General features: G+C 55.4%; 18 protein-coding genes. 14 read left to right on the top strand and 4 right to left on the bottom strand.

The features are described 5' to 3' along the window. Window positions 1–4: 4 nt before the first annotated feature. The 3 genes from HG66A1_RS07180 to HG66A1_RS07170 are packed head-to-tail and all read right to left on the bottom strand — an operon-like array spanning window position 5 to window position 5,398. A complete protein-coding gene (locus HG66A1_RS07180; protein WP_145181502.1) occupies window positions 5–943 on the bottom strand; it encodes an alpha/beta hydrolase in 939 nt (312 codons plus the stop codon). Further along, window positions 940–2,397 carry a DUF1501 domain-containing protein gene (locus HG66A1_RS07175; RefSeq protein ID WP_145181501.1) on the bottom strand — a complete coding sequence of 486 codons (1,458 nt, stop codon included), beginning with the start codon at window positions 2,395–2,397 and terminating at the stop codon, window positions 940–942. Before HG66A1_RS07175 ends, HG66A1_RS07180 begins: the two co-directional genes overlap by 4 nt. Next, complete coding sequence (locus HG66A1_RS07170; RefSeq protein WP_232106769.1) at window positions 2,390–5,398, bottom strand: PSD1 and planctomycete cytochrome C domain-containing protein; 3,009 nt, start codon at window positions 5,396–5,398, stop codon at window positions 2,390–2,392. Before HG66A1_RS07170 ends, HG66A1_RS07175 begins: the two co-directional genes overlap by 8 nt. Window positions 5,399–5,884: 486 nt before the next feature. Between HG66A1_RS07170 and HG66A1_RS07165 the strand changes: the two genes are divergently transcribed. The 6 genes from HG66A1_RS07165 (at window position 5,885) to HG66A1_RS07140 (ending at window position 14,151) form a co-directional block, all read left to right on the top strand. Beyond that, on the top strand, window positions 5,885–6,841 hold the full coding sequence (locus HG66A1_RS07165; protein WP_145181499.1) for a DUF1559 domain-containing protein: 957 nt from the start codon (window positions 5,885–5,887) through the stop codon (window positions 6,839–6,841). 188 nt (window positions 6,842–7,029) lie between these two features. After that, window positions 7,030–7,455: a hypothetical protein gene (locus tag HG66A1_RS07160; protein ID WP_145181498.1), complete on the top strand. Its 426-nt coding sequence runs from the start codon at window positions 7,030–7,032 to the stop codon at window positions 7,453–7,455. A gap of 281 nt (window positions 7,456–7,736) precedes the next feature. Further along, complete coding sequence (locus tag HG66A1_RS07155) at window positions 7,737–9,629, top strand: ABC transporter ATP-binding protein (RefSeq protein ID WP_145181497.1); 1,893 nt, start codon at window positions 7,737–7,739, stop codon at window positions 9,627–9,629. A gap of 265 nt (window positions 9,630–9,894) precedes the next feature. After that, the gene (locus HG66A1_RS07150; protein ID WP_197997020.1) at window positions 9,895–11,148 is read left to right on the top strand and encodes a cytochrome-c peroxidase; all 1,254 of its coding nucleotides are present in this window, start codon (window positions 9,895–9,897) and stop codon (window positions 11,146–11,148) included. Window positions 11,149–11,381: 233 nt separating this feature from the next. Beyond that, on the top strand, window positions 11,382–12,098 hold the full coding sequence (locus HG66A1_RS07145) for a ZIP family metal transporter (protein ID WP_145181496.1): 717 nt from the start codon (window positions 11,382–11,384) through the stop codon (window positions 12,096–12,098). 238 nt (window positions 12,099–12,336) lie between these two features. Beyond that, complete coding sequence (locus HG66A1_RS07140) at window positions 12,337–14,151, top strand: heavy metal translocating P-type ATPase (RefSeq protein WP_145193721.1); 1,815 nt, start codon at window positions 12,337–12,339, stop codon at window positions 14,149–14,151. 30 nt (window positions 14,152–14,181) lie between these two features. Here the strand turns inward: HG66A1_RS07140 and HG66A1_RS07135 are convergent, their stop codons facing one another. Continuing rightward, window positions 14,182–15,189, bottom strand: a complete 1,008-nt coding sequence (locus HG66A1_RS07135) for an alpha/beta hydrolase family protein (RefSeq protein WP_197997018.1) — start codon at window positions 15,187–15,189, stop codon at window positions 14,182–14,184. Window positions 15,190–15,397: 208 nt separating this feature from the next. Here HG66A1_RS07135 and HG66A1_RS07130 point away from each other — a divergent pair, with 208 nt between their 5' ends. The 8 genes from HG66A1_RS07130 to HG66A1_RS07095 all read left to right on the top strand — a co-directional run bounded on the left by HG66A1_RS07130 (window position 15,398) and on the right by HG66A1_RS07095 (window position 24,737). Next, on the top strand, window positions 15,398–16,540 hold the full coding sequence (locus HG66A1_RS07130) for a serine hydrolase domain-containing protein (RefSeq protein ID WP_145439550.1): 1,143 nt from the start codon (window positions 15,398–15,400) through the stop codon (window positions 16,538–16,540). A 298-nt stretch (window positions 16,541–16,838) separates the two neighbouring features. Next, the gene (gene coxB / locus HG66A1_RS07125; protein ID WP_145181493.1) at window positions 16,839–17,813 is read left to right on the top strand and encodes a cytochrome c oxidase subunit II; all 975 of its coding nucleotides are present in this window, start codon (window positions 16,839–16,841) and stop codon (window positions 17,811–17,813) included. Beyond that, window positions 17,810–20,041 (top strand): cytochrome c oxidase subunit I, encoded by a 2,232-nt coding sequence (gene ctaD / locus HG66A1_RS07120; protein ID WP_145181492.1) that lies wholly within the window; start codon window positions 17,810–17,812, stop codon window positions 20,039–20,041. Before coxB ends, ctaD begins: the two co-directional genes overlap by 4 nt. After that, a complete protein-coding gene (locus HG66A1_RS07115; RefSeq protein ID WP_145181491.1) occupies window positions 20,038–20,868 on the top strand; it encodes a cytochrome c oxidase assembly protein in 831 nt (276 codons plus the stop codon). Before ctaD ends, HG66A1_RS07115 begins: the two co-directional genes overlap by 4 nt. Beyond that, window positions 20,865–21,080, top strand: a complete 216-nt coding sequence (locus HG66A1_RS07110) for a hypothetical protein (RefSeq protein WP_145038004.1) — start codon at window positions 20,865–20,867, stop codon at window positions 21,078–21,080. Before HG66A1_RS07115 ends, HG66A1_RS07110 begins: the two co-directional genes overlap by 4 nt. After that, window positions 21,077–21,610 carry a ubiquinol-cytochrome c reductase iron-sulfur subunit gene (locus HG66A1_RS07105; RefSeq protein WP_145181490.1) on the top strand — a complete coding sequence of 178 codons (534 nt, stop codon included), beginning with the start codon at window positions 21,077–21,079 and terminating at the stop codon, window positions 21,608–21,610. Before HG66A1_RS07110 ends, HG66A1_RS07105 begins: the two co-directional genes overlap by 4 nt. A 31-nt stretch (window positions 21,611–21,641) precedes the next feature. Then, window positions 21,642–23,078, top strand: coding sequence for a cytochrome b N-terminal domain-containing protein (locus tag HG66A1_RS07100; RefSeq protein WP_145181489.1), 1,437 nt, complete (start codon window positions 21,642–21,644; stop codon window positions 23,076–23,078). A 66-nt stretch (window positions 23,079–23,144) separates the two neighbouring features. Then, window positions 23,145–24,737 (top strand): FMN-binding glutamate synthase family protein, encoded by a 1,593-nt coding sequence (locus tag HG66A1_RS07095; protein WP_145181488.1) that lies wholly within the window; start codon window positions 23,145–23,147, stop codon window positions 24,735–24,737. Window positions 24,738–24,794 lie beyond the last annotated feature (57 nt).

Raw genomic sequence — 24,794 nt, 5'->3', positions numbered from 1 at the left:
AAGATTAATCGCGTTCCGGCGAAGCCAGCTTCCGCAGCCGCAGCCAGTCTGCGGCGCGGTCGGTCCAGCTGTCAACATTCGAATCGGCCACCGGTCGCATCCCGTAGCCGTGACCGCCCGTCTCATAGATATGCAGTTCGGCCCCGACCCCGTTATTTTTGAGAGCCGTATAATACAGAATACTGCTCAACGGCGTCGCGTGATCGTCATGCGCATGTGCCATGAACACCGGTGGTGTCTTCTTCGAAACCGTGAAGACTTCATTCAGTTTTCCGGTCTTGTCATCCATCAGCCGCCACGGATAAATCAGCAGGCTGAAGTCCGGCCGACACGAAACTTTGTCGGTCGCATCCTCTGACGGATACGCCCGTTCGCCAAATCGGGACGTCACCAGGGCTGCCGCCTGACCGCCTGCCGAAAAACCGATCACACCGATCTGGTCTGGTTTAAGATCCCACTCTTTGGCCCGCTCGCGCACCAGGCTCAATGCCCGCTGCCCGTCCTGCAGGGGACGTTCAGAAAATGCCGGCAACTTATCGTTCGCCCGCTCGGGGGGAGTCTTGCCAGGCTTGGTCCGATAGTGCACCACAAACGCCGTGACCCCCATCGAATTTAACCACTGGGCCGTCTCTGAACCCTCTTTGTCGGCGACCACGTAGTTATAGCCCCCGCCGGGAAAGATCAGCACTGCTGACCCGTTCCGTTTGCCGGCCGGTGGCTGATAGAGAAACAGCTGCGGTCGCGTAATATTTTTAACGCGGGTTGCCGGCGGATTTTCATTCTCCCGTCGCGGCAATTTTTCCCCGGTGTTCTTTGTCGTTTCACCCGGCGCCAGCCCGGACCAGATATCAATTACCGCATCCGGCTCGCGTGCATCAACAGCACTCACCAGCCCACAAAACATACCTGCAAAAAATAGTGACAGCAGCGTCCACCGCCTCATACCAGTATCTCCTCAACAATTCTGGACGGTTCAACGCCCGTCAGTTTAAAATCAAGTCCCTGATGTCGATACGTAAATCGCTCGTGATCAATGCCCAGCAGATGCAGCACAGTCGCATGCAGATCGCGGACATGCACCGGGTCCTCGGCCACGTTGTAACTGAATTCATCAGTCATGCCGTAGGTCATCCCCGGTTTCACACCGCCCCCGGCCAGCCAGGTTGTGAAGCACCGCGGATGATGGTCGCGGCCTCCTTCGGGGCTGTCCCATTTTCCCTGCCCCGCCACACCGCGGCCGAACTCACCGCCCCAGATCACCAGGGTCTCATCCAGTAGACCGCGCTGCTTGAGATCTTTCACCAAAGCGGCACTCGCCTGGTCGGTATCCCGACAGCGGGCCACGCACCAGGATCCGAGACGGCTGTGATGATCCCAGTCCGGGTGAAACAGTTGCACGAACCGCACGCCCCGCTCGATCAACCGCCGTGCCAGCACACAGTTGGCTGCGTAACTGCCGGGCCGACGCGAATCGGGGCCATACAGCTCAAACGTCGATTCCGGCTCGTCGTTTAAATCATTCAGCTCGGGAATACTCGACTGCATCCGCCACGCCATTTCGTACTGCCGGATCCGGGTTTCAATTTCGGGATCCCCGGTCTGCTCGAGTCGCATCTGATTCAGTTCCGCAATGCCGTCCAGCATCCCCCGCCGAATCGGGCGCGGCATCCCGTCCGGATCGCGCAGATACAAGACCGGCTCTTTCGCGTTTCGCAGCTTCACCCCCTGGTAACGGGACGGCAGAAATCCGCTGCCCCAGTAATGATCATACAACGGCTGATCGCTGGGCCGCTTCATCTTGGAGATCAACACCAGGTAGTCAGGCAGATTCCGGTTCTCGCTCCCCAGTCCATAACTCGACCAGGCCCCGATTGACGGTCGCCCCGGCAGCTGATGCCCGGTCAAAAACTTCGTCATCGCCGGCGCATGATTGATCTGATCGGTGTTCATCGACTTGATGAAGCAGAGCTCGTCCGCCACTTCACCATGGTAAGGCAGCCACTCGCCCAGCGTCGCCCCGCTCTCGCCATAGCGTTTGAATTTCGTCCGCGAAGGCATAATCAGCTGCTTCTGATTAGCGGTCATCGTCGTCAGACGCTGTCCACCCCGTACGCTTTCGGGCAGTTCCTTCCCCGCCCACTTCATCAAGTTGGGTTTGTAATCGAACAGTTCAATCTGCGACGGTCCCCCCGACTGCGTCAGGAAGATCACGTTCTTCGCTTTGGGTGGCTTGTGCGGCAGATCGGGCAGACCAATCGCTGGTGCCTTCTCAGCCGCTTGACTGCGCGTCGCTTCCAGCAGTCCCAGTGCCATCGCGCCCAGGCCAACGCCTGCGCCCTGCCCCAGAAAATAGCGGCGGGAGACTTCCAGTGCCGAATGTTCCAGTGGCTCATTCATGGGTAATCGCCTCATCCAGGTTAAAGATCATGCTCGCGACCACCATCCAGGACGCCAGCTCATCGGGTGCCACTTTGCTTTTTGCCGGAGGCTGTCCTACATCAAGCAGTTCCAGCGCTGCTTCGGGATGACTCTGATAATAATCGCGTGACTGCTCATACTCCCGCGCCAATACTGTCTGCTCCCGAGCAGTCAGTACACGGGACAGAATCTGCTGGGCAATGAAATCGATCCGCTCAGCCGGCGTCTGCTCCTGTTGAATCGCTGTCCGTGCCAACTCGCGTGATGATTCCAGAATCGTCACATCGTTCAACAGGGTCAGCGCTTGTAGCGGAGTATTCGTCCGACGTGGCTGCACTTCGCAGACCCGCCTCTGGGCACTGTCGAACAGAAACGTCGGCGCACTCGAACGTCGCCAGAACGCATACAGGCTCCTGCGGTACTGCGCCGCCCCCTGGCTCGGTTCATACGTGAAGCGTCCCATGAACATCTCGGCCCAGACACCCGGCGGCTGGTAAGGCATCACCGGCGGTCCCCCTTGTGCCGGGTTTAGCAGTCCACTGGCCTGCAGGGCCGCATCGTGAATCATCCAGCTGGGCAGACGAAAACGGGCACCGCGGGCCAGCAAGCGGTTCTCGGGATCGCGGGTCAGCAGCTCGGGTGTAACGTCGCTTTGCTGCTGATACGTCCGGCTGGTGACGATCAGTTTCAGAATGTGCTGCAGATCCCAGTTATGTTCCATCAACTCCACGGCCAGCCAGTCCAGCAGTTCCGGGTGTGTAGGCGCCTCTCCCTGCAGACCGAAGTCGCCCGGCGTCCGCACCAGCCCGGCACCAAAACAGAGCTGCCAGAGATGGTTCACCACCACCCGCGCCGTTAACGGGTTCTCTTTCGCCACCAGCCACTGTGCCAGGTCCAGCCGGTCTTTTGTTTTCTCAGCAGGCATCGGCAGGATCGCTTCCGGCACCGAGCGGGAAACTTCTTTACCATGCTTGTCCCAGACGCCCCGCTCCAGCACATACGTCTTCCGCGATTCTTTGCGTTCGGCCAGCACCATCACCGACAGTTCCCCGGCCGCTTTTTTGACCTGTGCCAACTGGGCATTCGCCCGGTCCAGCTCCGCCTTCCTTCTCTGGTAATCGGCATGGTCCACCAGGAACTGTTCCAGCAGCCGCTTTCTCAATTTCGGATCCAGGTCATCTGGCTCTTTCACCTTCGCCTTGGCCAGTGCTTCCAGCGGCATCGGATCAAGTGACCGCACCGCCTGCCCCGGCTGATCGGTCAGCAGCAGTCGGAACCGACCAATGTTCGCATCCCCCTCGGTGGAGCGATGCAGCATCACAAAGATCAGCTCTTCCCCCGGCTCCAGCACCAGCGGCTCCGCCAGCGCAAACACCGCGGTATGTTGCTGGCGGGCCGAGTAGGTCTCGGTCGTCCAGCCGTTACGGGGATCGTCATCGAGTGTGTCTTTAATTTTGCCGTAGTTGCGACCTTTGGCTGACTTTTCAACATCCGCCACCGCAGAGGCTATTTCGATGTCACGTAACTGGGAGCTCCCCTCGCGACGCACCTGCAGTTTCACATCAGTCAGAATGAATTCACCGGTTTTCCCCCGGGATAATTTACCATCCGTGTGCGAGGGATGCGGAAAGACCTCCAGTCGCAGTCCGGTAATCCGCGGCAGCTCCGTTGATGCAGTCAGCCGATAGTCATCCTGGCGCAGGATGGGCCCGCTCGTCTGGATGATGCCCTCAGCTTCCTGTTTCAACACCGTCCCTTCCACCGAACTCAGACCGGTAATCTGTGGCTGATACCAGGACTGAAAATCCTGTTGTTTGACTCTTTGTATCTGCTCCGCCAGCCACGGTTCGAATTCCGCTTCCGCCTGCTTGCGGGCGGCGGCTTCCAGCGGCTTGCGGTCCTGCACGACCTGCTCGGCCTCTTTAATCGCCCGCTCCACCAGCGGTGATTTATACTTCAGATAAGGCTTTGCGCGACTCCCCGCTTTGCCGTCTTCGTCAATGCTGTTGAAGAAGGCGAACAGGCTGTAATAATCGGCCTGCGAAATGGGATCGAATTTGTGCGAATGACACTGGCAACAGCCCAGCGTCAGCCCCAGCCAGACGGTCCCCGTAGTATTTACCCGGTCGATGACATAATCGATTCGCGACTCTTCCGGGTCGCGCCCCCCTTCACCATTGGTCATGTGATTCCGATGGAAGCAGGTCGCCAGTTGCTGCTCGGGAGTCGACTTCGGCAGCAGATCACCGGCAAACTGCTCGACCGTAAACTGATCGAAGGGCTTGTTCGCATTGAACGACTGCACCACCCAGTCCCGCCAGGGCCAGTTCGTGCGGGTCGCATCCTGTTGAAACCCGTCCGTATCCGAATAGCGGGCCAGGTCCAGCCACCACATCGCCATCCGCTCGCCGTAATGTTTTGATTTCAGCAGACGATCTACCAGTTTCGCATACGCTTCCGGCGAATCATCATTCACAAACGCGTCGACTTCGGCCGGCGTGGGAGGCAACCCCGTCAGATCAAAGGAAACTCGGCGGATCAGGGTCCGCTTTGCAGCAGCAGGGGAGAGCGTGAGCCCTTCAGCAGCCAGCTTTCGTTGTACCAGCACATCGACCGGATGCTGCTTTGTTTCTTCCGCGCTGAATTTCACCTTCGCGGGCGGCTCAAACGACCAGTGCCGTCCCCACTGCGCCCCCTGCTCAATCCACTTGCGAATCGTCTCCACCTGTGACTTCGTCAATGGCTTGCGGTGCGAGTCCACTGGCGGCATCAGCAGGTCACTGTCATCAGTACTGATTCGTGCCAGTAACTCGCTCTGCTCCGGCTTCCCGGGAACGACCGCCGTCGTACCATCCCGATCTTCGATTGCCGCTTCGCGGAGATCCAGCCTGAGGCCGGCTTCGCGATGTGTGGGATCGGGACCATGACAGTGAAAACAACGATCCGAAAGGATCGGCAGCACATCACGGCTGAAATTCACCTCATCTTCCGCAAGGCAGACTGTGCCCATCAGAAAAAAAACTGAAAGCGCGATGAGAGATTTGAAGAAACCAGGCATGATAATCAATGCAGATTGAGATTCAGGCAGGAGATCGAACGGAGGCAGCCGGAAAGAATCACTTCGGCTTTATTCATGGTACTTACGCCCCTCCCCCAGGTCCAGAGAAACCCTTTTCAGACATTCCGCAATACGGATCGTATGCCCACTAAATCCTGATTTTTCTTCCCAAGGAAAAATACATTAGTACAAACTGATCAGTTTTCCGCAATACATCCTGAAAAATGCCCCGGGCCCCACGGTCTGTTCACCTCGGATACGGAAAAAAAGATTGACACATAGACTAACTCAATTATTATTAATTAGTGATATTTACTTAAATAACTCTCCTTTATCTCGCGCTCTTAAATACATTCAGCCGCTCAATCAATCGATTTCCGTTTATCATATTTTTTAAAGGAAATGAACATGGGCACCCACTTAAGACGCAAAGCATTCACATTAATTGAACTACTGGTCGTCATCGCAATTATCGCCATTTTGATTGCCTTGCTCTTACCAGCTGTTCAGCAGGCACGGGAAGCGGCTCGCAGATCTCAGTGCAAAAACAATCTCAAGCAACTGGGATTGGCCTTCCACAACTACCACGACACCTTTGGCTGTTTACCCAATGGCAGCCATCCCACTCCCACCTATCCGGGCGGTGGCTATCATATGGGTTGGGCTCCCAAAATTTTCCCCTACATTGACGAGGCGACCCGGCTGCACGCCATGGAAGCCTTCTCCCCCAACCCGATCAGTGAACTCGCTCCCTGGCGGATCGATACCGCACCGCATAATGGCCGGAATGAAATCTGGGGACCCATTCCCGTTTTCGCCTGCCCTTCATCTGCCTTGGGCAATCGATCACCCGATATCGTGAATTCAACCCTTCCCTGGATTGTGAGTCATGGAGCGCTGCACTATCGCGCCTGTGCCGGTCGTGTTGAAGATGTCACCAACCCTTCGGATGCCAATAACTACCGCTGGGCCAATACCGGTCTGATTTTCCCACAGAGCAAAACCAGATTCCGTGATGTCATTGACGGAACAACCAACACAATTCTGCTGGGGGAATCGTCCTCTTCTTACGGCTGGTCAGCTTCAATGAAAGCCGGCTGGGGCGGAATTCAACCCTGGACCTGGGGCATGTACTGGTACACCGACACTAGACGTCTCACGCTGGACAGTAAAAACATCCAGTTCCCCATTAACTACCGTGGAAGTTTTGGTACCAACCACACTCCTTACACCAGCTACCACGTTGGTGGAGCACACTTCCTGATGGGTGACGGCTCCGTCCACTTCATCAGTGAGAACATCGATCTCGCACTGTTCAAAGGACTCGGCACCAGAGCCAAAGGCGAAGTTCTGGGTGAATGGTGATCTAAACACCTGAAATGGTTTTCTCCCGGAAAGAGCAGCTGTTCTTTCCGGGAGAGATTTACCTTGACCTGAATTGGCTTCAATCAATCCCTACCACACCTCACTTTACTACCAGGGTATTTCAGATGATCTCCCGACACATTCCTTTTACATTTAGAGAATTTCGTGATCGTTTCGTTCAAGCTATTATGTTAGTCCTGCTGATCTCAGTCTGGGGCTGTGGAGACGGTCATCCGGCTCGCTCTAAGGTCACAGGCAGCGTCAGTTATAATGGAGAGCCGCTGCATATCGGCTCGCTGGTCTTTATTCCCGTCGGTGGCGGTCCCCCCGCGCAGGGTAATATCGACCGCGATGGCAACTATTTCATGGGAACCTTCGATGAATCGGATGGCGTGATCCCCGGCGAATACAAAGTCATGATCACCGCCATGACCAGCGAAGGGGGTTCCGGCCTCCCGGAAGACGCCGTCAACGGTAATGCCGGTCCCGTGTCTGTCATTCCAGAATGGTACGGTGATCTCGAAAACTCCGGTCTTGTGGTCAAAGTCGAACCAGACAAACCCAACACCATCGATTTCCCGCTGACCGATGACAAACCTAAAAAGGCTAATTGACTCTGCTTCTGTTCTCACGCCCGTCCTGTCGCAGATCAGACACTGATCTGCTGCAGGTCGGGAAATAACTTTCTATCGACTCTACACTTCTCCACCCGCCAGTTCCTCCCCGTCCGACTGAATTCGAGCCTTTCCATATCCAGGTGTACGCGAATCTACTGGAATAATGGCTTGTTCCCAGTCAAAACTCTCTATAATAATAGATACCCGCAATTATCACTCGACTACCCTCTCCGGAAATGCGATTTCGTTCCAGCGATCGTTTCCCTTAAAGAGCATTCATGACTACACATTCGCGTACCAGTCGCCAGCAGTTCGAAGAATATAAAACGGAATTTCGTGAAACCCAGATCAAGGCCCAGCAGAAACAGGCGTCCAACCGGGACCGTTCCTCCTGGGAGCTGGTCCGTAGCTTTCTGGGACTGCTGAAAAACTACCGTGCCTCCGTACTGTTGTCATTAGGCACACTGACAATTGCAACTCTGCTCGCCTTAATCCCGCCCGCGGCTACAAAGTTCGTGGTTGACTATGTCCTCGATCAGAAACCGCTGCCCGTTGATCTCCCCGCGTGGGTCCCACATAAACCCTGGCCTCTGCTGGTCACAATCACTGTGGGTGTGATTTTGATTTCGATGGTGCGTATCGCGCTGCAGATCTGGGGACGCTGGCATGCAACCCGCATCACCAAGTTGATTCAAATGAAGGTCCGCAAACTCGTCTTTGCGCACGCCGTCCGCCTCCCCCTGCACCGCGTTCAGGAACTTAAATCAGGTGGTGCAACCAGCATTCTCCGCGAGGATGCCGGCAGTGTCGGCGAACTGGTCTTCGGCATGCTTTACAATCCCTGTCGCGCCATCATCCAGTTACTCGGCAGCTTAATCATTCTAGCCTGGGTCGACTGGCGTCTGTTACTGGGCGCACTGTTTCTGGTGCCGCTGGTCTACCTCACACATCGTACCTGGATCAGTCGGATTCGTCCGCAACACCGCAAGGTCCGTCAGCAACGCGTCGCCGTCGATGCTCTGGCAACCGAATCATTTGGTGGCATGCGCGTCGTGCGTGCCTTCGGTCGGCAGCGCTCTGAAACCACACGTGTGCTGCGCGGCAACCACCTGATGGGTCGACAGGAACTTTACGCCTGGTGGTGGTCGCGACTGATTGAAATTGTCTGGGAAACCCTGATCCCGATCGCTTCGGCCTGCCTGCTCCTCTACGGCGGGTGGCAGGTTTTACAGGGAGAACTCACGCTGGGTGACCTGGTGATGTTTCTGGCCTACCTGCTGATGTTGCTCGGTCCGCTGGCCATGCTTGCGCAGAGTGCCGCCCAGTTTCAAAACAGCCTCTCTGGACTGGATCGCGTACTCGATCTACTCGCCGAGCCCCGCGAAATGGAATCGGCCACCGCCAGAAAAATCAGCCGGGGCGAGGTGGAAGGCCGCGTCACTTTCCAGGATGTGAATTTTCAATATCCCGGCTCACTGCAATATGCCCTGGAGGAAATCTCGATTGATATCGCCCCCGGAGAAACCATCGCACTGGTGGGTCCCAGTGGGGCGGGCAAAACCACCTTCTGTAATCTGGTCGCCCGATTTTACGATCCAACATCGGGCCAGGTGCAGCTCGATGGCCAGGATCTGAAAGACCTCGATGTAGAAAGCTACCGGCACCTGATCGGCGTCGTTGAACAGGATGTCTTTCTGTTTGATGGTTCCGTCGCTGAAAATATCGGTTACGGGAATCGACACGCAGAATTATCAGAAATTCAACGGGCTGCTGAAGTCGCGAATGCCGATGAATTTATCCGGCAACTGCCACAAGGTTATCAGACCCTCATTGGTGAGCGGGGTGTCAAACTGAGCGGCGGACAACGACAGCGTCTGGCCATCGCGCGTGCAATTCTGGCGGATCCCCGTCTGTTAATTCTTGATGAAGCGACCAGTAACCTGGATACAGAAAGCGAACGCCTGATTCAGGACAGTCTCGCCACATTGATGCAAAATCGCACCTGTTTTGTGATCGCCCACCGCCTGAGCACGATTACCCACGCGAATCGAATCGTCGTCTTTGAGGGGGGACGCATCATCGAAACCGGCACGCACGAGACGCTCATGGAAACCGATGGCAAATACCGGGAAATGGTACTGTTGCAGACGAGCCCAGCAGAAGTCAGTTGAACTGAAATGACTTTCAGAAAAAAATCAATTCCACAAAACCCCTCGCGTGCGACAGGTTCCAAATTGAAAACCCCTGCATGCATGCGTACAATTTGATATATGAAGTAAAAGTGTTTTCCCACCTGAAACATTCCTCAACCAATATTACTGTCTCAATCACCGACTGCGTCATGATCAGGATGCCGTCGAGATACCTTAACAGCCCCTTTCGTTTTACTGGTTATACTTAAATCACCGGGATGCCCCCGGAAAGGAAGAGACTCGAATGAACGTATCGGAACACCGAAGCTACCCGCTCCTGCTTAAAATCAGCATGGCGACTGCCCTGCTGGCAGGACTGACCTGCACACAGACGGGAACAGCACAGGCTGCCGAAAAAAAATCAAACAAAGTGCAGTTGGGTACAGATGAACTCACCTTGGGAATTCCCGGCAAAGGACCATTAACCAAAGCCGAAATCCAGGAATGGCTCGACAATCCGGAAAACCACCAGGTGCTGGAAGTCACCCTCCCCCTGGGACTCAGTGCCGGTCAGGCTCAAATTCAGGGCCTCACCGAAAACCCTTTGACCCGCGCCAAAGTTGAACTGGGTCGCCAGCTCTACTTCGATCCCCGTCTCTCCGCTGATGGAACCATCAGCTGTGCCAGCTGTCATCATCCCGATGAAGGCTGGGGCCGGCACACACAGTTCGGCGTCGGTATCCGGGATCAGGAAGGGGGCCGTAACTCGCCCATCAGCTACAACCGAATTCTCAGCGGTCCTCAGTTCTGGGATGGACGCGCCGCCACTTTGGAAGAACAGGCAGTCGGTCCAATTGCTAACCCGATCGAAATGGGTAACACACACGAGACCGCCGTCAAAACAATCAAGAAGATCCCCGGCTACCAGATGCAGTTCAAGAAAATCTTCAAAGACGGCGTCAACATTGACAATGTCGGTAAAGCAATCGCGGCTTTCGAACGTGCCGTGGTGACCGGACCGACTCCCTTCGATTATCAGGAACAGCTCAAACCGTTCCTCAAACTCGATAAGGAAGATCTGGAAGACTTCAAGGAAGAGTACGAAGCGGCCCTGGCGATGACGAAAAAACATCCCATGTCAGACAGTGCCAAACGCGGGATGAAACTGTTCTTCAGCGAAGAAGTCAACTGCGCCGCCTGTCACCTGGGTCCGAACCTGGCCGATGAAAAATACCACAACCTGGGCGTCGGCATGGATGCAGATAAACCGGACCTCGGTCGCTACGAAGTCACCAAACAGGAAAAAGACAAAGGTGCCTTCAAAACTCCCACGATTCGCAACGTCGAACAAAGTGCTCCTTACATGCATGATGGATCGCTGGAGACACTGGAAGAAGTCGTGGAACACTACAACAAAGGGGGCACACCTAACCCCTGGTTGAGTGACAAGGTCAAAAAACTGAACCTGTCGGCCCAGGACAAAAAAGACCTGGTCGCCTTCATGAAAGCCTGTACCGGCCCCTTCCCCAAAGTAGAATCAGGACGGCTGCCTGAATAAGGCTGATGTAGCATTGTGAATTAAATTCGACAGCCCGGCTGAGAAGTCGGGCTGTTTTTTGTCTGCACATCACAAAGGCAGATCTTGCCTCCTGTAGATGATCTGGTTGATTTACAATCTTGAAACCGTATAGTCTATAGCTGATAGATCAGACGCCAACCGTGTGCCCGTCACCTGATCTAATCAACTGATTCTCTCCACATTTCACGGAACTGTCATCACGAGGACTGCCCTTGAGCGGCGTACTGGAAGTAATTGTATTAACGACCCTGGCCGGGATCACGATTCCCATCGGGGGATTCCTCGCGCTGATCGAACGGATTCATCCCCGCTGGCTGGAAGTCGAATTTCGACACTCCATCATCGCCTTCGGTGGAGGCGTCCTGCTGGCGGCTGTCGCCCTGGTTCTGGTTCCGGAGGGCATTGCCGAGCAGCCCCCTCTGATCGCAGCGTCGGCGATTTTATTTGGCGGCGTTTGCTTCATGATCGTCGACCGCATCCTGGCGACTCACAAAAACTCAGCCTCTCAGTTAATCGCGATGCTGCTCGACTTTGTTCCCGAATCCCTCGCATTGGGGGCTTCCTTCGCGACCAATGGAGAATCCGTCGGACTGCTGCTGGCGATCCTCATCGGACTGCAGAATCTGCCCGAAGGCTTTAACGCCTTTCGCGAACTCAACAGTACTACCACCATGACGAAAAAATACATTCTGCCCGGCTTCTGTCTACTGGTTCTGCTCGGCCCCATCTCGGGATTAATCGGATACTATCTGTTGGCACTCTTTCCGCGAATGGTTGGCCTGATCATGCTCTTCGCCGCCGGTGGCATTCTGTATCTGACATTTCAGGATATAGCCCCCCAGGCTAAACTCGAACGCCGCTGGGCACCTTCCCTGGGCGCCGTCCTCGGCTTTGTCTTTGGACTGATCGCACAAATGGTCATCGCCTGAATATCAACAGTTTTGCCTCAACCTCGACTTTCCCGCGTACTTTTCCCTGATACTCAGAGGACCGCCTCGCACTGAGCTGCTATAATGCAAGTTGACTGGCAGCACAACATCCGCCGAGCTGTGCGGGCATTCTTCATTACAGATCAAAGGGTCCTCTGTGTCAGACTCCCCCTCTGCCTCTTCGAGTTCATCACTCTGGAAATCGCTGGAAACCGTTATCGCGCTGTTCACGATTCTGATGATCGTGGTCTATCTCTGTTTGCGCTATGGCTGGGATGTTCCGGAAACAACTCAGAACATCCCTCTCTGGTCGGTCCTGCTGCTGGGAGGCACGCCCCTGGTCTGGGGCCTGCTGGTCAAAATGGTCCATCGCGAATTCGGATCTGACCTGCTGGCCGGAATCTCGATCGTGGTGTCAGTCATTCTGGGAGAGTATTTGGCCGGTTCCCTGGTGGTGCTGATGCTCTCGGGAGGTGAGGCCCTCGAAGCCTACGCGGTCCGTAGTGCCTCGTCCGTCCTTCAGGCTCTCAGCCGCCGCATGCCGTCCATCGCACATCGCAAAACCGATTCCCGCATCGACGACATCGCTCTCGATCAGATTCAGATCAACGATATGATCGTGATCTTCCCCCATGAGACCTGTCCCATCGACGGAACCGTGCTCGAAGGGCACGGCGTCATGGATGAATCTTACCTCACCGGGGAACCCTACATGATGTCCAAGACGCCGGGTTCCCAGGTCCTCTCTGGGGCCATCAATGGAGAAGCGGCCCTGATTGTTCGCGCAGAGAAACGGGCCATCGATTCGCGGTATGCCAAAATCATGGAGGTCATGCAGGCATCCGAACAGCACCGTCCCCGGATGCGACGACTGGCAGATCGACTGGGAGCCTGGTACACGCCGCTGGCGGTTCTGATCGGCATCGTAGCCTGGGTGTTGACCGGCGATCCGGTCCGCTTCCTGGCAGTGATGGTCGTTGCCACTCCCTGTCCGCTGCTGATTGCCATTCCGGTCGCGATTATCGGCTCAATCTCCCTGGCAGCACGCCGGGCAATTATTGTCCGTGATCCAACATCCCTCGAAACCGCAGACACCTGTCGGACGATCATCTTCGATAAAACGGGCACATTGACCTACGGCGAACCGCAACTCACCGAACAAATCTATGCGCCTAACATGAATGCGGATGAAGTCCTCTCCCTGGTGGGCAGTATCGAGCGTTTTTCCAAACACCCGCTCTCCCAGGCTATCCTGGATGCCATGCAGGAGGCCCGGGCCGTCGTGCATGAAGCGACCGAAATCAGCGAGCCTCCCGGACAGGGCCTCAAAGGCACGGTCAATGGCCATAGTGTCGAGATCACCAGTCGCAAAAAACTGCTGCACCAATACCCCGACCTGGAATCACAGCTCCCCGAGCAGGTCGGCGGGCTGGAATGCGTGATTCTGATCGACAATCAATATGCAGGGCTCTATCGGTTTCGGGATACGCCCCGCACCGATGGCCTCTCCTTTATCAATCACCTTTCCCCCAAACATCACTTTGGCAGGACCATGCTGGTCTCTGGAGACCGGGAATCAGAAGTCCGCTATCTGGCCGAACAGGTCGGAATTCAAGAGGTCTATTTCAGCCAGAGCCCCGAGCAGAAACTGGAAATCGTCAACCAGGAAACAGCCCAGGCGAATACCATCTTCGTGGGGGATGGCATCAACGACGCCCCCGCACTCGTCGCTGCGACTGTGGGCGTCGCTTTCGGGCAGAACAGCGATGTCACCACGGAAGCCGCCGATGTGATTGTGATGGACAGTTCGCTGCAGAAGATTGACGAATTCCTGCATATCAGCCGTCGTATGCGTCGCATCGCCCTGCAGAGTGCGATCGGCGGCATGGCGTTGAGCATGCTGGGCATGTTACTGGCAGCCGCCGGTTATCTCCCCCCGGTCGCTGGTGCGATCAGTCAGGAGGTGATTGACGTTCTGGCGGTGTTGAATGCCCTGCGCGTGGCTCTGCCTCCCAAAGCCCTGATCGATTTCAAACCGGGGGAACCGGGCTGATCATTTCGGGATCAGATCAACGGTGAGAACCTACTGGGCTTCGAAGCGAACTTCAGGAATCCCCTTCTGCCAGGAAATCACGTAGCGACCGTCGGACGTGGGATAGACGACATCCTGTTTCAGCTCAATGTCGGTGGGTGAACTTCGTAATCGATATTGCGGTCGTCCCGGGATGATAAACTCTCCTCCCAGTTGCACAATCATCTGCGTGCGATCACCGAGTGAATGCCCGATCGATTTGAAAATCTTGCCATCCAGATCGTTCTCCGTCACAAACTTCGCGGAAACGTCCAGGCCGGCTGCTTTCATATTCTGAAACATGTCCCGCGCGTCTGCATAGGGGCAAGTGGTATCCCCGCTGCCATGGATGATCAGAATCTTCGTTTCATGTCCCCGGGCCTTCATCAGTTTCAGATGATGCGGATTACCCAGATAACGAATCTCCTGGCCGCCGGGGGTCAGGTAGTCGGGAGAATGGGGATCTTTACTGTAGCGGGCATTCAGGCTGCTCCCGCCGGGGAGATTGTATGCGATGTCATCACTCAACCGGGGCATGCCACAGATATCAACCACGCCGGTAAACGTATGCGGTGCGAATTTATTACACATCAGGGTAACGTTTCCGCCCCCCGATCCCCCGGTCGCATAGATCCGCTTGTCGTTGAACGGAATCTGTTTCTCCTGTAATCCCTGAAATACAAACGCCAGCGCCCGCAGCGCATCGATGGCCTGCAGATAACCGAAATCGTAAGGAGCTCCCGACTGGTCTTTCCACGAACCGCTCTGCAGATAGTCCACGGAGATCGTAATCACATTGAGTTCTTTAGTCAGCACACTCGGATTGCCTGCTCCCGAAGTATTCGTTCCACCCCAGTTATGCAGGTTGAGAATCAGCCCCGTCTCTTTATTCACCTGCTGCAGACTTTTACCGGGATAGTAAATGTAGACTTTGACTTCACGCGGCCCCGGCTGAAACGGCCATTCCTGTGTTGCGATGGTGACCGTGCCATCCTTGTCCGGTAATTCTGCGGCCTGCACAGTGAGGTTCCAGAACAGCATACAACATAGACACAATATAGACAGACACCGGTTCATCGTTCAGTCAACCTCAGTAAGTGAATTCATCAGATTGCGAGCCTTCAGAGCAGTCAGCCCCCTCTCTCACTTGACGCTGGCTCTTCTATCGATCATCGTGAACTGGCTGGCTCGAGTCAATCCCGCCCCCTGCTTTCAGAGGAACCTGCTGATGACTGCACTCCCCACCGCCGAACCCCGGGAACTGAACCTGGATCCGGAACGGCTCAAACTGGCGCATCAACTGCTGACAGAATGGACGGACGCCGGCGATATTCCCGGCGCTGCCATTGTCGTCGGCCGCCATGGAAAAATGGTCGAACCAGTCTTCTTCGGCAAACAGGGTCCGGAAAGAAAAGCAGAACCAATTCGCCAGGACGGAATGTTTCTGCTCGCATCGATTACCAAACCCATTGTTTATATGAGTGCCTTGCGTCTCGTCGAACGTGGCCAGCTGGTTCTCTCCAATCCAGTCACGCATTACATCCCCGATTTTGCAGCACACCACAAGGAATCAATCCTGGTCCACCACCTGTTCACACACACTTCGGGCATGCCTGATATGCTCTCGAACAATGTGGAACTTCGCCAGTCACTGGCCCCCCTGGATAAATTTATCAACGGGGCCATCTATGACACGGTTCCCCTGTTCCAGCCTGCGGGCACCGGACTCAGCTACCAGAGCATGGGCACGTTAATCGTGGCTGAAATTGTGCAGAGACTCACGCGCAAAACGATCGCCCAGCACGTTCGCGATGAAATTATCAAACCTCTGGGCCTCAACAGCACCTGGCTCGGACGGGGGGATTTTCCCCGTGAGCGACTCGTACGCGTCGAAACGCCCGAGTACCAGGCAGGTTCTCATTTCGGCTGGAACAGTAAATACTGGCAGGACCTCGGTGTCCCCTGGGGAGGCATGTTCGCTTCTCCCGCAGATATGGCGGTCATCTGTCAGTGCATGCTCAATTATGGTGAAGTCCAGGGAACGCAACTGCTCTCCCGCTCCATGGTCGAGATGGCCACGACTAACCGCCTGGATGACTATCCCGATCTGCCCGAATCAATCCGCCGCTCCCAACCGTGGGGGCTGGGCTGGAGATTGAATCATCCGGGGCAAAGTGGCAGTTGGGGCAACCTGCTCGACCGCAGCGTCTTTGGACATACCGGCGCGACAGGGACCATGGTCTGGATGGATCGTCGTCGTGACGGCTTTGCTGTTCTACTCACGACGGCAATCCGCTCGCGTGCTCCCTGGCGACTGGTGCAACTTTCAAACATCATCGCATCTGCATTCATTGAACCCGCGAATCTTTAACAGCGCTGGGAAATCTAACCTGCGAAAACTCTGATACGTTAAAGTCGACCGTGTATTCATTACGATGGAGAGAAAAATAAAGAAACGTTAAACATTGCCTGTTTCACTTGGGATAAGATAGCCCGTCTGGGTTCCACCAGCTTTGATTTGGCCGCAGTTCCGTTTTTTTTCAGAATAGAAATTGATCAATTCGCATTCATTAATCACACTATTGAACTATACTAAGTCATCAACCTGACTTAGCCGCTCCTCATCACGCAGCAGACATCTTTAGCATATCAGATTCCAGGCATTGTTTATGAACTCTGTGATTCCTGTTCTTGACCCCGCGTCGCCACAGGCAGAGGCAATCAACAACTTGTTTCTTCAAGTCTTATTGATCAGTGCCGTCATCTTTGCGATCGTGACTGGGCTGATCCTGATTGCCATTTCGAAAGGCCGCCGCCGCCAGACACTTCCCGATCAGAATTTTGGCAGTGAGAAAGCAGAAATCGCCTGGGTCATCGGACCGGTTATCATTGTACTCTGGCTGGTTGCCATTAGTGCGAACCTGGTCATCACCCTCAACGCCATACCCGATGTGAAACCACAGAGCGCAGACAACGCCGAGGAAGTTCAGGATGTCGAACTGATTATCACCGGACACCAGTGGTGGTGGGAGGTCGAGTACCCCAAAGCGGGTGTGATCTCCGCGAATGAAATTCACATCCCCGCCGATCCCAAACGGAAATTTCGCATCCGCATCAACTCGGATGACGTGATCCACAGCTTCTGGGTCCCACAGCTGGGCCCTAAGATTGACGCCATCCCCGGACGAGACAACTACCTCTGGCTGCAGGCCAGCAAGCCGGGCACTTATCAGGGCCGCTGCTCCGAATACTGTGGTGCCCAGCATGCCTGGATGAACTTCTTAGTCATCGGTGAAACCGAAGAAGAGTACCAGAAGTGGATCGCCGGACAACAAAAGAAACCCGAAGCGACAACGCTGATCTCTCCCCTGGCCACGGCTGGTCGAGAATACTTTTTCAAAGCAACGTGTCCGCGGTGTCATAAGATCGCAGGCACCTCAGCCCAGGCCATGATCGGCCCCGACCTGACTCATTTTGCGACGCGCAGCGAAATTGGTTCAGGCGTTCTGACCAACTCCACTGAGAACCTGACCCTCTGGCTCAAAAACCCCCAGGCGGTCAAACCCGGTTGTAAAATGCCCAACTTCAAGCTCAGTGAAAAGAATCTTAAACAACTCGTAGCCTACCTGGAGACACTCAAGTGACGACAGGATCTGTTGAACAAGCCGACTATACCAGCCTCGAGTCCCCCGCGAACTACACGCGGCTGCTCGACTGGGTCAGTACGCTGGATCATAAAAAAATCGGCATCATGTACATCATGACTGCCGTGTTCTACCTGGGAATCGGCGGTTTCGAAGCCCTGTTGATGCGGATTCAGCTTGCGCTGCCCAATAATACGTTTCTTGGGCCGAAAATGTTCAACCAGTTATTCACGATGCATGGCACCACCATGGTTTTCCTGGTGGGTATGCCTGTACTGACGGGGTTTGCCAATTATTTTGTGCCCCTGATGATCGGTGCCCGCGATGTCGCCTTTCCACGCCTGAACTCATTCGGCTTCTGGATCTTTTTCTTCGGGGCGGCACTGCTGCACTTCAGCTTTCTGACGGGTTCTGCCCCTAACGCTGGCTGGTTCAACTACGTTCCCCTCTCCACCAAAGCTTACAGCTCTCTGCAGGGAGTTGACTACTGGATCATCGGCCTGCTACTCATGGGGATCGGCTCCGTTTCGGGGGCGATCAACATCTTCGCCACGATTATCAGCCTCCGTGCGCCCGGCATGAGCCTGCAGCGGGTCCCGCTGTTTGTCTGGATGATGCTCATGCAGGTGATTCTGATTATCCTCGCACTGCCGGCACTGAACTCAGCCCTGGCCATGCTGCTCATCGATCGCTGGCTTGGCTCCGCCTTTTTCGATCCCAGTCGCGGGGGCTCCGCAGTCCTCTGGCAGCATTACTTCTGGATCTTCGGACACCCTGAAGTCTACATTCTGATTCTGCCCGGCTTCGGTATGATCAGCGAAGTCATCCCCGTCTTCTCCCGCAAACCCATCTATGGTTACACCTTCGTCGCTGCTTCCTCAGTCGCCATCGTCCTCCTCGGGTACGGGGTCTGGGCGCACCACATGTTTGCTGTCGGCCTGGGCATGTATGCTGACATCTTTTTTGCCGTCGGTTCGCTGCTCATCGCGATCCCCACCGGTATTAAAGTCTTTAACTGGACAGCCACCCTCTGGGGCGGGGAAATCAATTTTAATACATCCCTGCACTTTGCTGTCGCGTTTCTGCTGCAGTTTGTGATCGGAGGATTGACCGGCATCATGTTCGCTGCGGTCCCCATCGACTGGCAGCTCACTGACACCTACTTCGTCGTCGCACACTTTCATTATGTACTCATCGGCGGCCTCGTGTTCGCCCTGTTCTCTGCCACCTATTACTGGTTCCCCAAAATGACCGGCCGGATGCTCAACGAGCGACTGGGGCTCACTCAGTTCTGGCTCTGGGTCATCGGGTTCAACATGACCTTCATGGTTCAGCACTTCCTGGGCATGATGGGCATGCCCCGCCGTGTTTATACCTATGCAGACAATCCCGGCTGGGCACTGCTGAATGGCGTCGCTTCCCTGGGAGCCGTCTTCATGGCCGTCGGTACGCTGGTATTACTCTGGAATATCGCCGTGAGTCTCAAGCGCGGTAAAATCGCCGGCGACAATCCCTGGGATGCCTTTACCCTCGAATGGGCGACCACTTCCCCTCCGCCCACAGAGAACTTCGAAACAGTTCCCGAAATTAAAAGCCGGCGTCCCGTCTGGGATCTGAATCATCCCGAAAGTGCAGACTGGAAAGTAGAAACCACTCCCGAGGACAAAGGCCGCCGCGGCAATCTTCCCAAGATCGCCGCCTGGGCGTTTATCGCTTCGGAAGCGGTCTTCTTCCTGCTGCTGCTGGTCGCCTATGTGGTCTTCAATACCCGCAGTGCGGAAGAGGAAGTCACCTCTGCCGTCCTGAACGTCAAGCGAACGGGAATCTTCAGCCTGTTCCTGATTTCCAGCAGTGTCACCTTCTGGATTGCAGAGCGGTTTCTCAAACGAGGGATGCAGAAAGCATTCAATATCTCCCTGGGACTGACGATTCTGCTGGGCATCATCTTCCTCTGTGGTCAGGCCTGGGAATACACGGGGCTCCTGATGGATAACATCACCATCAATACCGACCTGTTTTCAGCCACATTTTTCACCGTCACCGGCTTTCATGGAATCCACGTAACCGCGGGTGTGATCGCCCTGATCGTGATGCTGATCCTGGGCCTGAAAGGCAGCCTGACGGCCCGGAAATCAAACGTGTTTGCCGCCGTCGGCGTCTATTGGCATTTCGTCGATGTCGTCTGGATTGCCGTCTTTGGAATTATTTATCTGGGACTTCTCCAATGAGTTCATACTTCGATCTGACAAGCGAATTATGGAAATGGAACTCGCCGATCTGGCTACTGGTGCTGGCCCTGACCGGCCTTTACCTCGTCTGTCTGCGCGGACAGTCAGGCAAACAGATCGCCTGCTTTGCCCTGGCTCAGCTCACGCTGGCCTTGGCCTACGTCTCTCCGATCGGCGTGCTTTCTGACGGTTACCTGTTCAGCGCACATGTCATCCAGCATCTGGCCCTGCTGCTGATTGTTCCACTGCTGCTCCTGCTCAGCCCGCCCTCCTCTGCGATGGAAACCCTGTTTCAGAATCCGCTGCTCAACCGCATCGGTCATGTGCTTGCGGTACCTTTTCTGGGCTGGCTCAGTGGTCTGGGGGTGATGTGGTTCTGGCACATCCCCTCGTTCTGCAGTGCTTCAACCGAGAGTTACTCACTGGGAATTGTCCGCGACGCCACTTTTCTGCTGGCCGGTCTGGCATTCTGGTGGCCCATCTTCTCTCCCATTAAACGCTTTCATCTCCCCTCGGCTCAGGCTGTCCTGTACCTGTTCTCAGCCTGCCTGGGATGTACGCTCCTGGGAATCTATATCACGTTTACCGTCATTTCGGTCTGTCCGGCCTTCGCCAACCCCGTCGATCGCATCGGAATTCTGAACATGCTCTACGACCAGGGACTGACACCTGCCACCGACCAGAAACTGGGTGGCCTGCTGATGTGGGTTCCCCCCTGCTCGCTCTATGTCACTGCCATCATGGTCACACTCAGACGCTGGTACGCAGACATGGAACCCATGGCGGCACCTGACACAACAGGCTCCTTGAGGGAGGCACATCGATGAACGAGACTACAACCGCGGAAACAGAGACCGAAACAGAAGAACCGGAACTGCGACCGACCTATGCCCCTGCCGCGTTGTCCATGGGAATCATGTTTGCCTTCTGGGGAATTCTCACTCACTGGAGTATGTCCCTGATCGGAGGCCTGATGATGTTCGGCGCCATCTGGGCCTGGATGCATGAGATCCGCACTACATGGAGTAAAACACCTTGAACAGCGATCAGCCCACAACCGAAACACCCTGCTGTCAGCAACAACAGCGCAGAACCTTTCTGGCCCGGCTGTCGATTGCCCTCTCTGCAGTCATCGGGGTCATCATCGCTTTGCCCGGCATTGGCTTTGTACTCGCTCCGGTGTTTCGTAAACCCAAACAGAAATGGCGGAAAGTCGGCAAGCTGGAAGACTTCAAAGTCGGCGGTTTTGTGCTGGTACAGTATGAAGACAGTTCTTCCGTCCCCTGGGCAGGCATCACAGCCAAAGAGGGTGCCTGGATCCGCCGCGCCAGTGAAACCGAGTTCATCGCCTTTTCGATTAACTGTCGGCACCTGGGTTGTCCCGTCAGATGGGTCGATGATCCCCGGCTGTTTATGTGCCCCTGTCACGGAGGCGTGTATTACGAAGACGGGACCGTCGCCGCTGGTCCGCCACCAGAGCCACTGCAGCGACTGAATGTTCGCATCAATAATGGTCAGGTCGAAATTGAATCCGGGCCGACACCATTGACGCTGACCAAAATTACTTGAAATCACCTTTGAAAAGCGAGTAGCCGGCTGAATGAGCAAGAATCCTCTGATGCGAACCTGGAACTGGATCGACAATCGAATCGGGTATTCCGATTACATTGTGCCGCTCATGGTGCATCTGGTCCCTGATAGTGCCCGCTGGTGGTATATCTTCGGGAGTGCAACGCTCTGCGCATTCATGGTGCAGGTCTTCACCGGGGTCTGCCTGGCGATGGCCTATGTTCCCGGTGGTGAAAAAACTTACGAAAGCCTCGTCTATATCACCAACACCGCTCCCCTGGGCAACCTCTTGCGCGGCATGCACTATTACGGTGCCTCCGCGATGGTCATGCTGGCCGTCATTCATATGATCCAGGTCTATATGCACGCCACCTACAAGTATCCCCGGGAAATGAACTGGATGAGCGGCGTGGTCTTGCTGTTTGTCGTGCTGGGCATGGCCTTCACCGGACAGTTGCTCCGCTGGGACGCCAACGGGGTCTGGTCCGTCACCGTGGCTGCAGAAATGGCGGGTAGAACTCCCATCATCGGTCCTACAATTGCACACTTCATCATGGGTGGGGAAACCGTCGGCGGCTCGACCATTACCCGCTTCTTCGCCATGCACGTGTTTATCATGCCGGCGCTTATTTTCGCGGGCATCGGCCTGCACATGCTGCTGATCATGCGGCACGGCATCTCCGAAATGCCTGATGCCAACGATCCGGTCGATCCGGAGACCTATAAAGAGAAGTACGAAGAACGCATCCACAAAACCGGAGTTCCGTTCTGGCCGGACGCCATGTGGCGGGACATGATCTTCTCCACCATCATCGTGGGTATTATCCTGGGCTGCTCCCTGTTTCTCGGTCCGCCGACACTCGATCCGCCACCAAACCCGAGCAGTATCAACGCGAACCCACTCCCCGACTGGTACTTCCTCTGGTACTTCGCCGTGCTCTCGCTTCTGCCCCCGAAACTGGAAACCTGGGTCATTCTCGGTGTGCCGATCCTCGGCTTCCTGGGACTGTTCTTCCTGCCCATGATCTCCAACAAGGGACACCGGGCACCTTCCAAACGTCCCTGGGCCGGGGGAACCGTGATCTTCGGTTCTGTGGCTTTTCTGGTACTTACCATTTACGGATACAAAAAGCCCTGGTCACCCGATTTCGGCGTGAAGGAATTACCGGCTTCCGTAGTCGGTACCGATCAGGGACCACTGATGGAAGGTGCAAAGCTGATGCATATCAAAGGCTGTCTGTACTGTCACGACATCAGTGGATACGGCGGTCATCGTGGTCCCGAGCTCACCGAAATCGGCAAGCTGCTCACCCGCGACGATTTGATCATTCGCATTAACAACGGTGGTCATAACATGCCGGCGTTCGCCAGTTCCATCAGCTCTGATGAGCTGCACCTGATTGTTGATTTCCTGTTAACCCGGGGAGTAGACCAGGATCAACCCATCCTGAACGGGGACTCTCCCTAGATCAGCCGCGGGTTGCATTTATAATAATTTCGACACCACTGTTCTCGTTTCTGACTGGTCAATCACATGAGATACTCGGCTTTCATCCTGGCTGTGCTGCTGACTCTGCTGTTTTTTATTCTCGGCCTCGCCGTTGATGACTGGTTTTTCTGGCCGCTGCTCGTTCTGGCGCCCCTCTCCCTGCTGGGAGTCTGGGACCTGGTCCAGACCCGACACAGCATCACCCGCAACTATCCGATCATGGCTCACCTGCGGTTCCTGTTTGAAATGATCCGACCGGAAATCCATCAGTACTTTATCGAAAGCAATATCGATGGCCGTCCTTTCAACAACGATGATCGCTCCCTGATTTACGAACGCTCCAAAAACATCGATGGTCTCAAACCATTCGGTACCGAGCTCGATGTCTACGGCGATGAATACGAGTGGCTCAACCACTCCATGGCCCCGCGTCCCCGTTCCAAAGAACTGTTTCGCACGACCGTCGGTGGACCGGAGTGTAAGCAGCCTTACTCCTGCTCGATTCTGAATATCTCTGCCATGAGCTTCGGCGCCCTTTCCGCCAATGCAATTATGGCTCTGAACACGGGCGCCAAAAAAGGGAACTTCTATCACTGTACCGGCGAAGGGGGCGTAAGCCCATATCACCTGAAACCGGGCGGCGACCTCGTCTGGCAGATCGGAACCGGATACTTCGGCTGCCGAAACCATGACGGCACCTTTAATCCCGATCTGTTCCAGGAGCAGGCGGCTCATGAAACCATCAAAATGATTGAGATTAAAATCTCGCAGGGTGCCAAACCCGGTCACGGGGGCGTGCTCCCCGCTGCCAAAATCACCCCCGAGATCGCCTCGACCCGAAAAGTCCCCATGGGGCAAGACTGCATCTCGCCTCCCGGACACTCCACTTATTCAACGCCCATCGGTCTGTGTGAATACATTGCTCAGTTAAGGGAACTCTCCGGAGGAAAGCCGGTCGGCTTCAAACTCTGTATCGGACATCCCAGTGAATTCCTCGCCATCTGCAAGGCCATGATGCAAACCGGTATCCTGCCCGACTTTATCACCGTCGATGGTGGCGAAGGGGGGACCGGGGCCGCCCCATTAGAATTTTCCGACAACATGGGTATGCCCTTAAAAACCGGGCTGATCTTCGTGCACAATGCTCTCGTCGGCTGCAATCTCCGCGACAAAATCAAAATCGCTGCCGCTGGCAAAGTCAGTTCCGCTTTCACACTGGCCCGCTGCCTGGCCATCGGTGCTGACTGGTGCAACTCCGCCCGCGGTTTCATGATGTCCGTCGGCTGTATTCAGGCACAGGCCTGTCACACCAACGAATGTCCGGTCGGCGTCGCCACCCAGGACAAGGGACGCCAGCGGGCACTCGTTGTACCGGATAAGAGCGAACGTGCCTACAATTTCCATCACAATACGATGGAAGCCCTGACCGAAGTCATCGCGGCTGCCGGCCTGGACCATCCCAATGAATTACGCCCCTGGCACATCTATCTCCGCCCGAAACGGACCGAAGTCCTCTCCTACTACGAAGCCTTCGACTTCCTCAAACCAGGGGAGTTGCTTGAGGGCTGCCCTTACCCCGTTTACAGCAAACTCTGGGATCTGGCGTCTGCGGAAACCTTTGAATCCCATCATAGCTGAACCCCAGCCCCGGCCTGGCAAATCCGAAATACTGTTCAGTAGTATTCCATGAAAGCT

Source organism: Gimesia chilikensis, from assembly GCF_007744075.1.
In the GTDB taxonomy this organism is placed as follows: Bacteria; Planctomycetota; Planctomycetia; order Planctomycetales; family Planctomycetaceae; genus Gimesia; species Gimesia chilikensis_A.
This window is presented reverse-complemented; position numbering and strand designations above follow the sequence as displayed.

Coding starts and splice junctions, on each gene's coding strand:
- HG66A1_RS07155 (WP_145181497.1), top strand. CDS start 7,737: ATGACTACACATTCGCGTACCAGTCGCCAGCAGTTCGAAGAATATAAA.
- HG66A1_RS07140 (WP_145193721.1), top strand. CDS start 12,337: ATGATCGTGGTCTATCTCTGTTTGCGCTATGGCTGGGATGTTCCGGAA.
- coxB (WP_145181493.1), top strand. CDS start 16,839: ATGAACTCTGTGATTCCTGTTCTTGACCCCGCGTCGCCACAGGCAGAG.
- HG66A1_RS07165 (WP_145181499.1), top strand. CDS start 5,885: ATGGGCACCCACTTAAGACGCAAAGCATTCACATTAATTGAACTACTG.
- HG66A1_RS07180 (WP_145181502.1), bottom strand. CDS start 943: ATGAGGCGGTGGACGCTGCTGTCACTATTTTTTGCAGGTATGTTTTGT.
- HG66A1_RS07100 (WP_145181489.1), top strand. CDS start 21,642: ATGAGCAAGAATCCTCTGATGCGAACCTGGAACTGGATCGACAATCGA.
- HG66A1_RS07115 (WP_145181491.1), top strand. CDS start 20,038: ATGAGTTCATACTTCGATCTGACAAGCGAATTATGGAAATGGAACTCG.
- HG66A1_RS07130 (WP_145439550.1), top strand. CDS start 15,398: ATGACTGCACTCCCCACCGCCGAACCCCGGGAACTGAACCTGGATCCG.
- HG66A1_RS07160 (WP_145181498.1), top strand. CDS start 7,030: ATGTTAGTCCTGCTGATCTCAGTCTGGGGCTGTGGAGACGGTCATCCG.
- HG66A1_RS07150 (WP_197997020.1), top strand. CDS start 9,895: ATGAACGTATCGGAACACCGAAGCTACCCGCTCCTGCTTAAAATCAGC.
- HG66A1_RS07095 (WP_145181488.1), top strand. CDS start 23,145: ATGAGATACTCGGCTTTCATCCTGGCTGTGCTGCTGACTCTGCTGTTT.
- HG66A1_RS07175 (WP_145181501.1), bottom strand. CDS start 2,397: ATGAATGAGCCACTGGAACATTCGGCACTGGAAGTCTCCCGCCGCTAT.
- HG66A1_RS07110 (WP_145038004.1), top strand. CDS start 20,865: ATGAACGAGACTACAACCGCGGAAACAGAGACCGAAACAGAAGAACCG.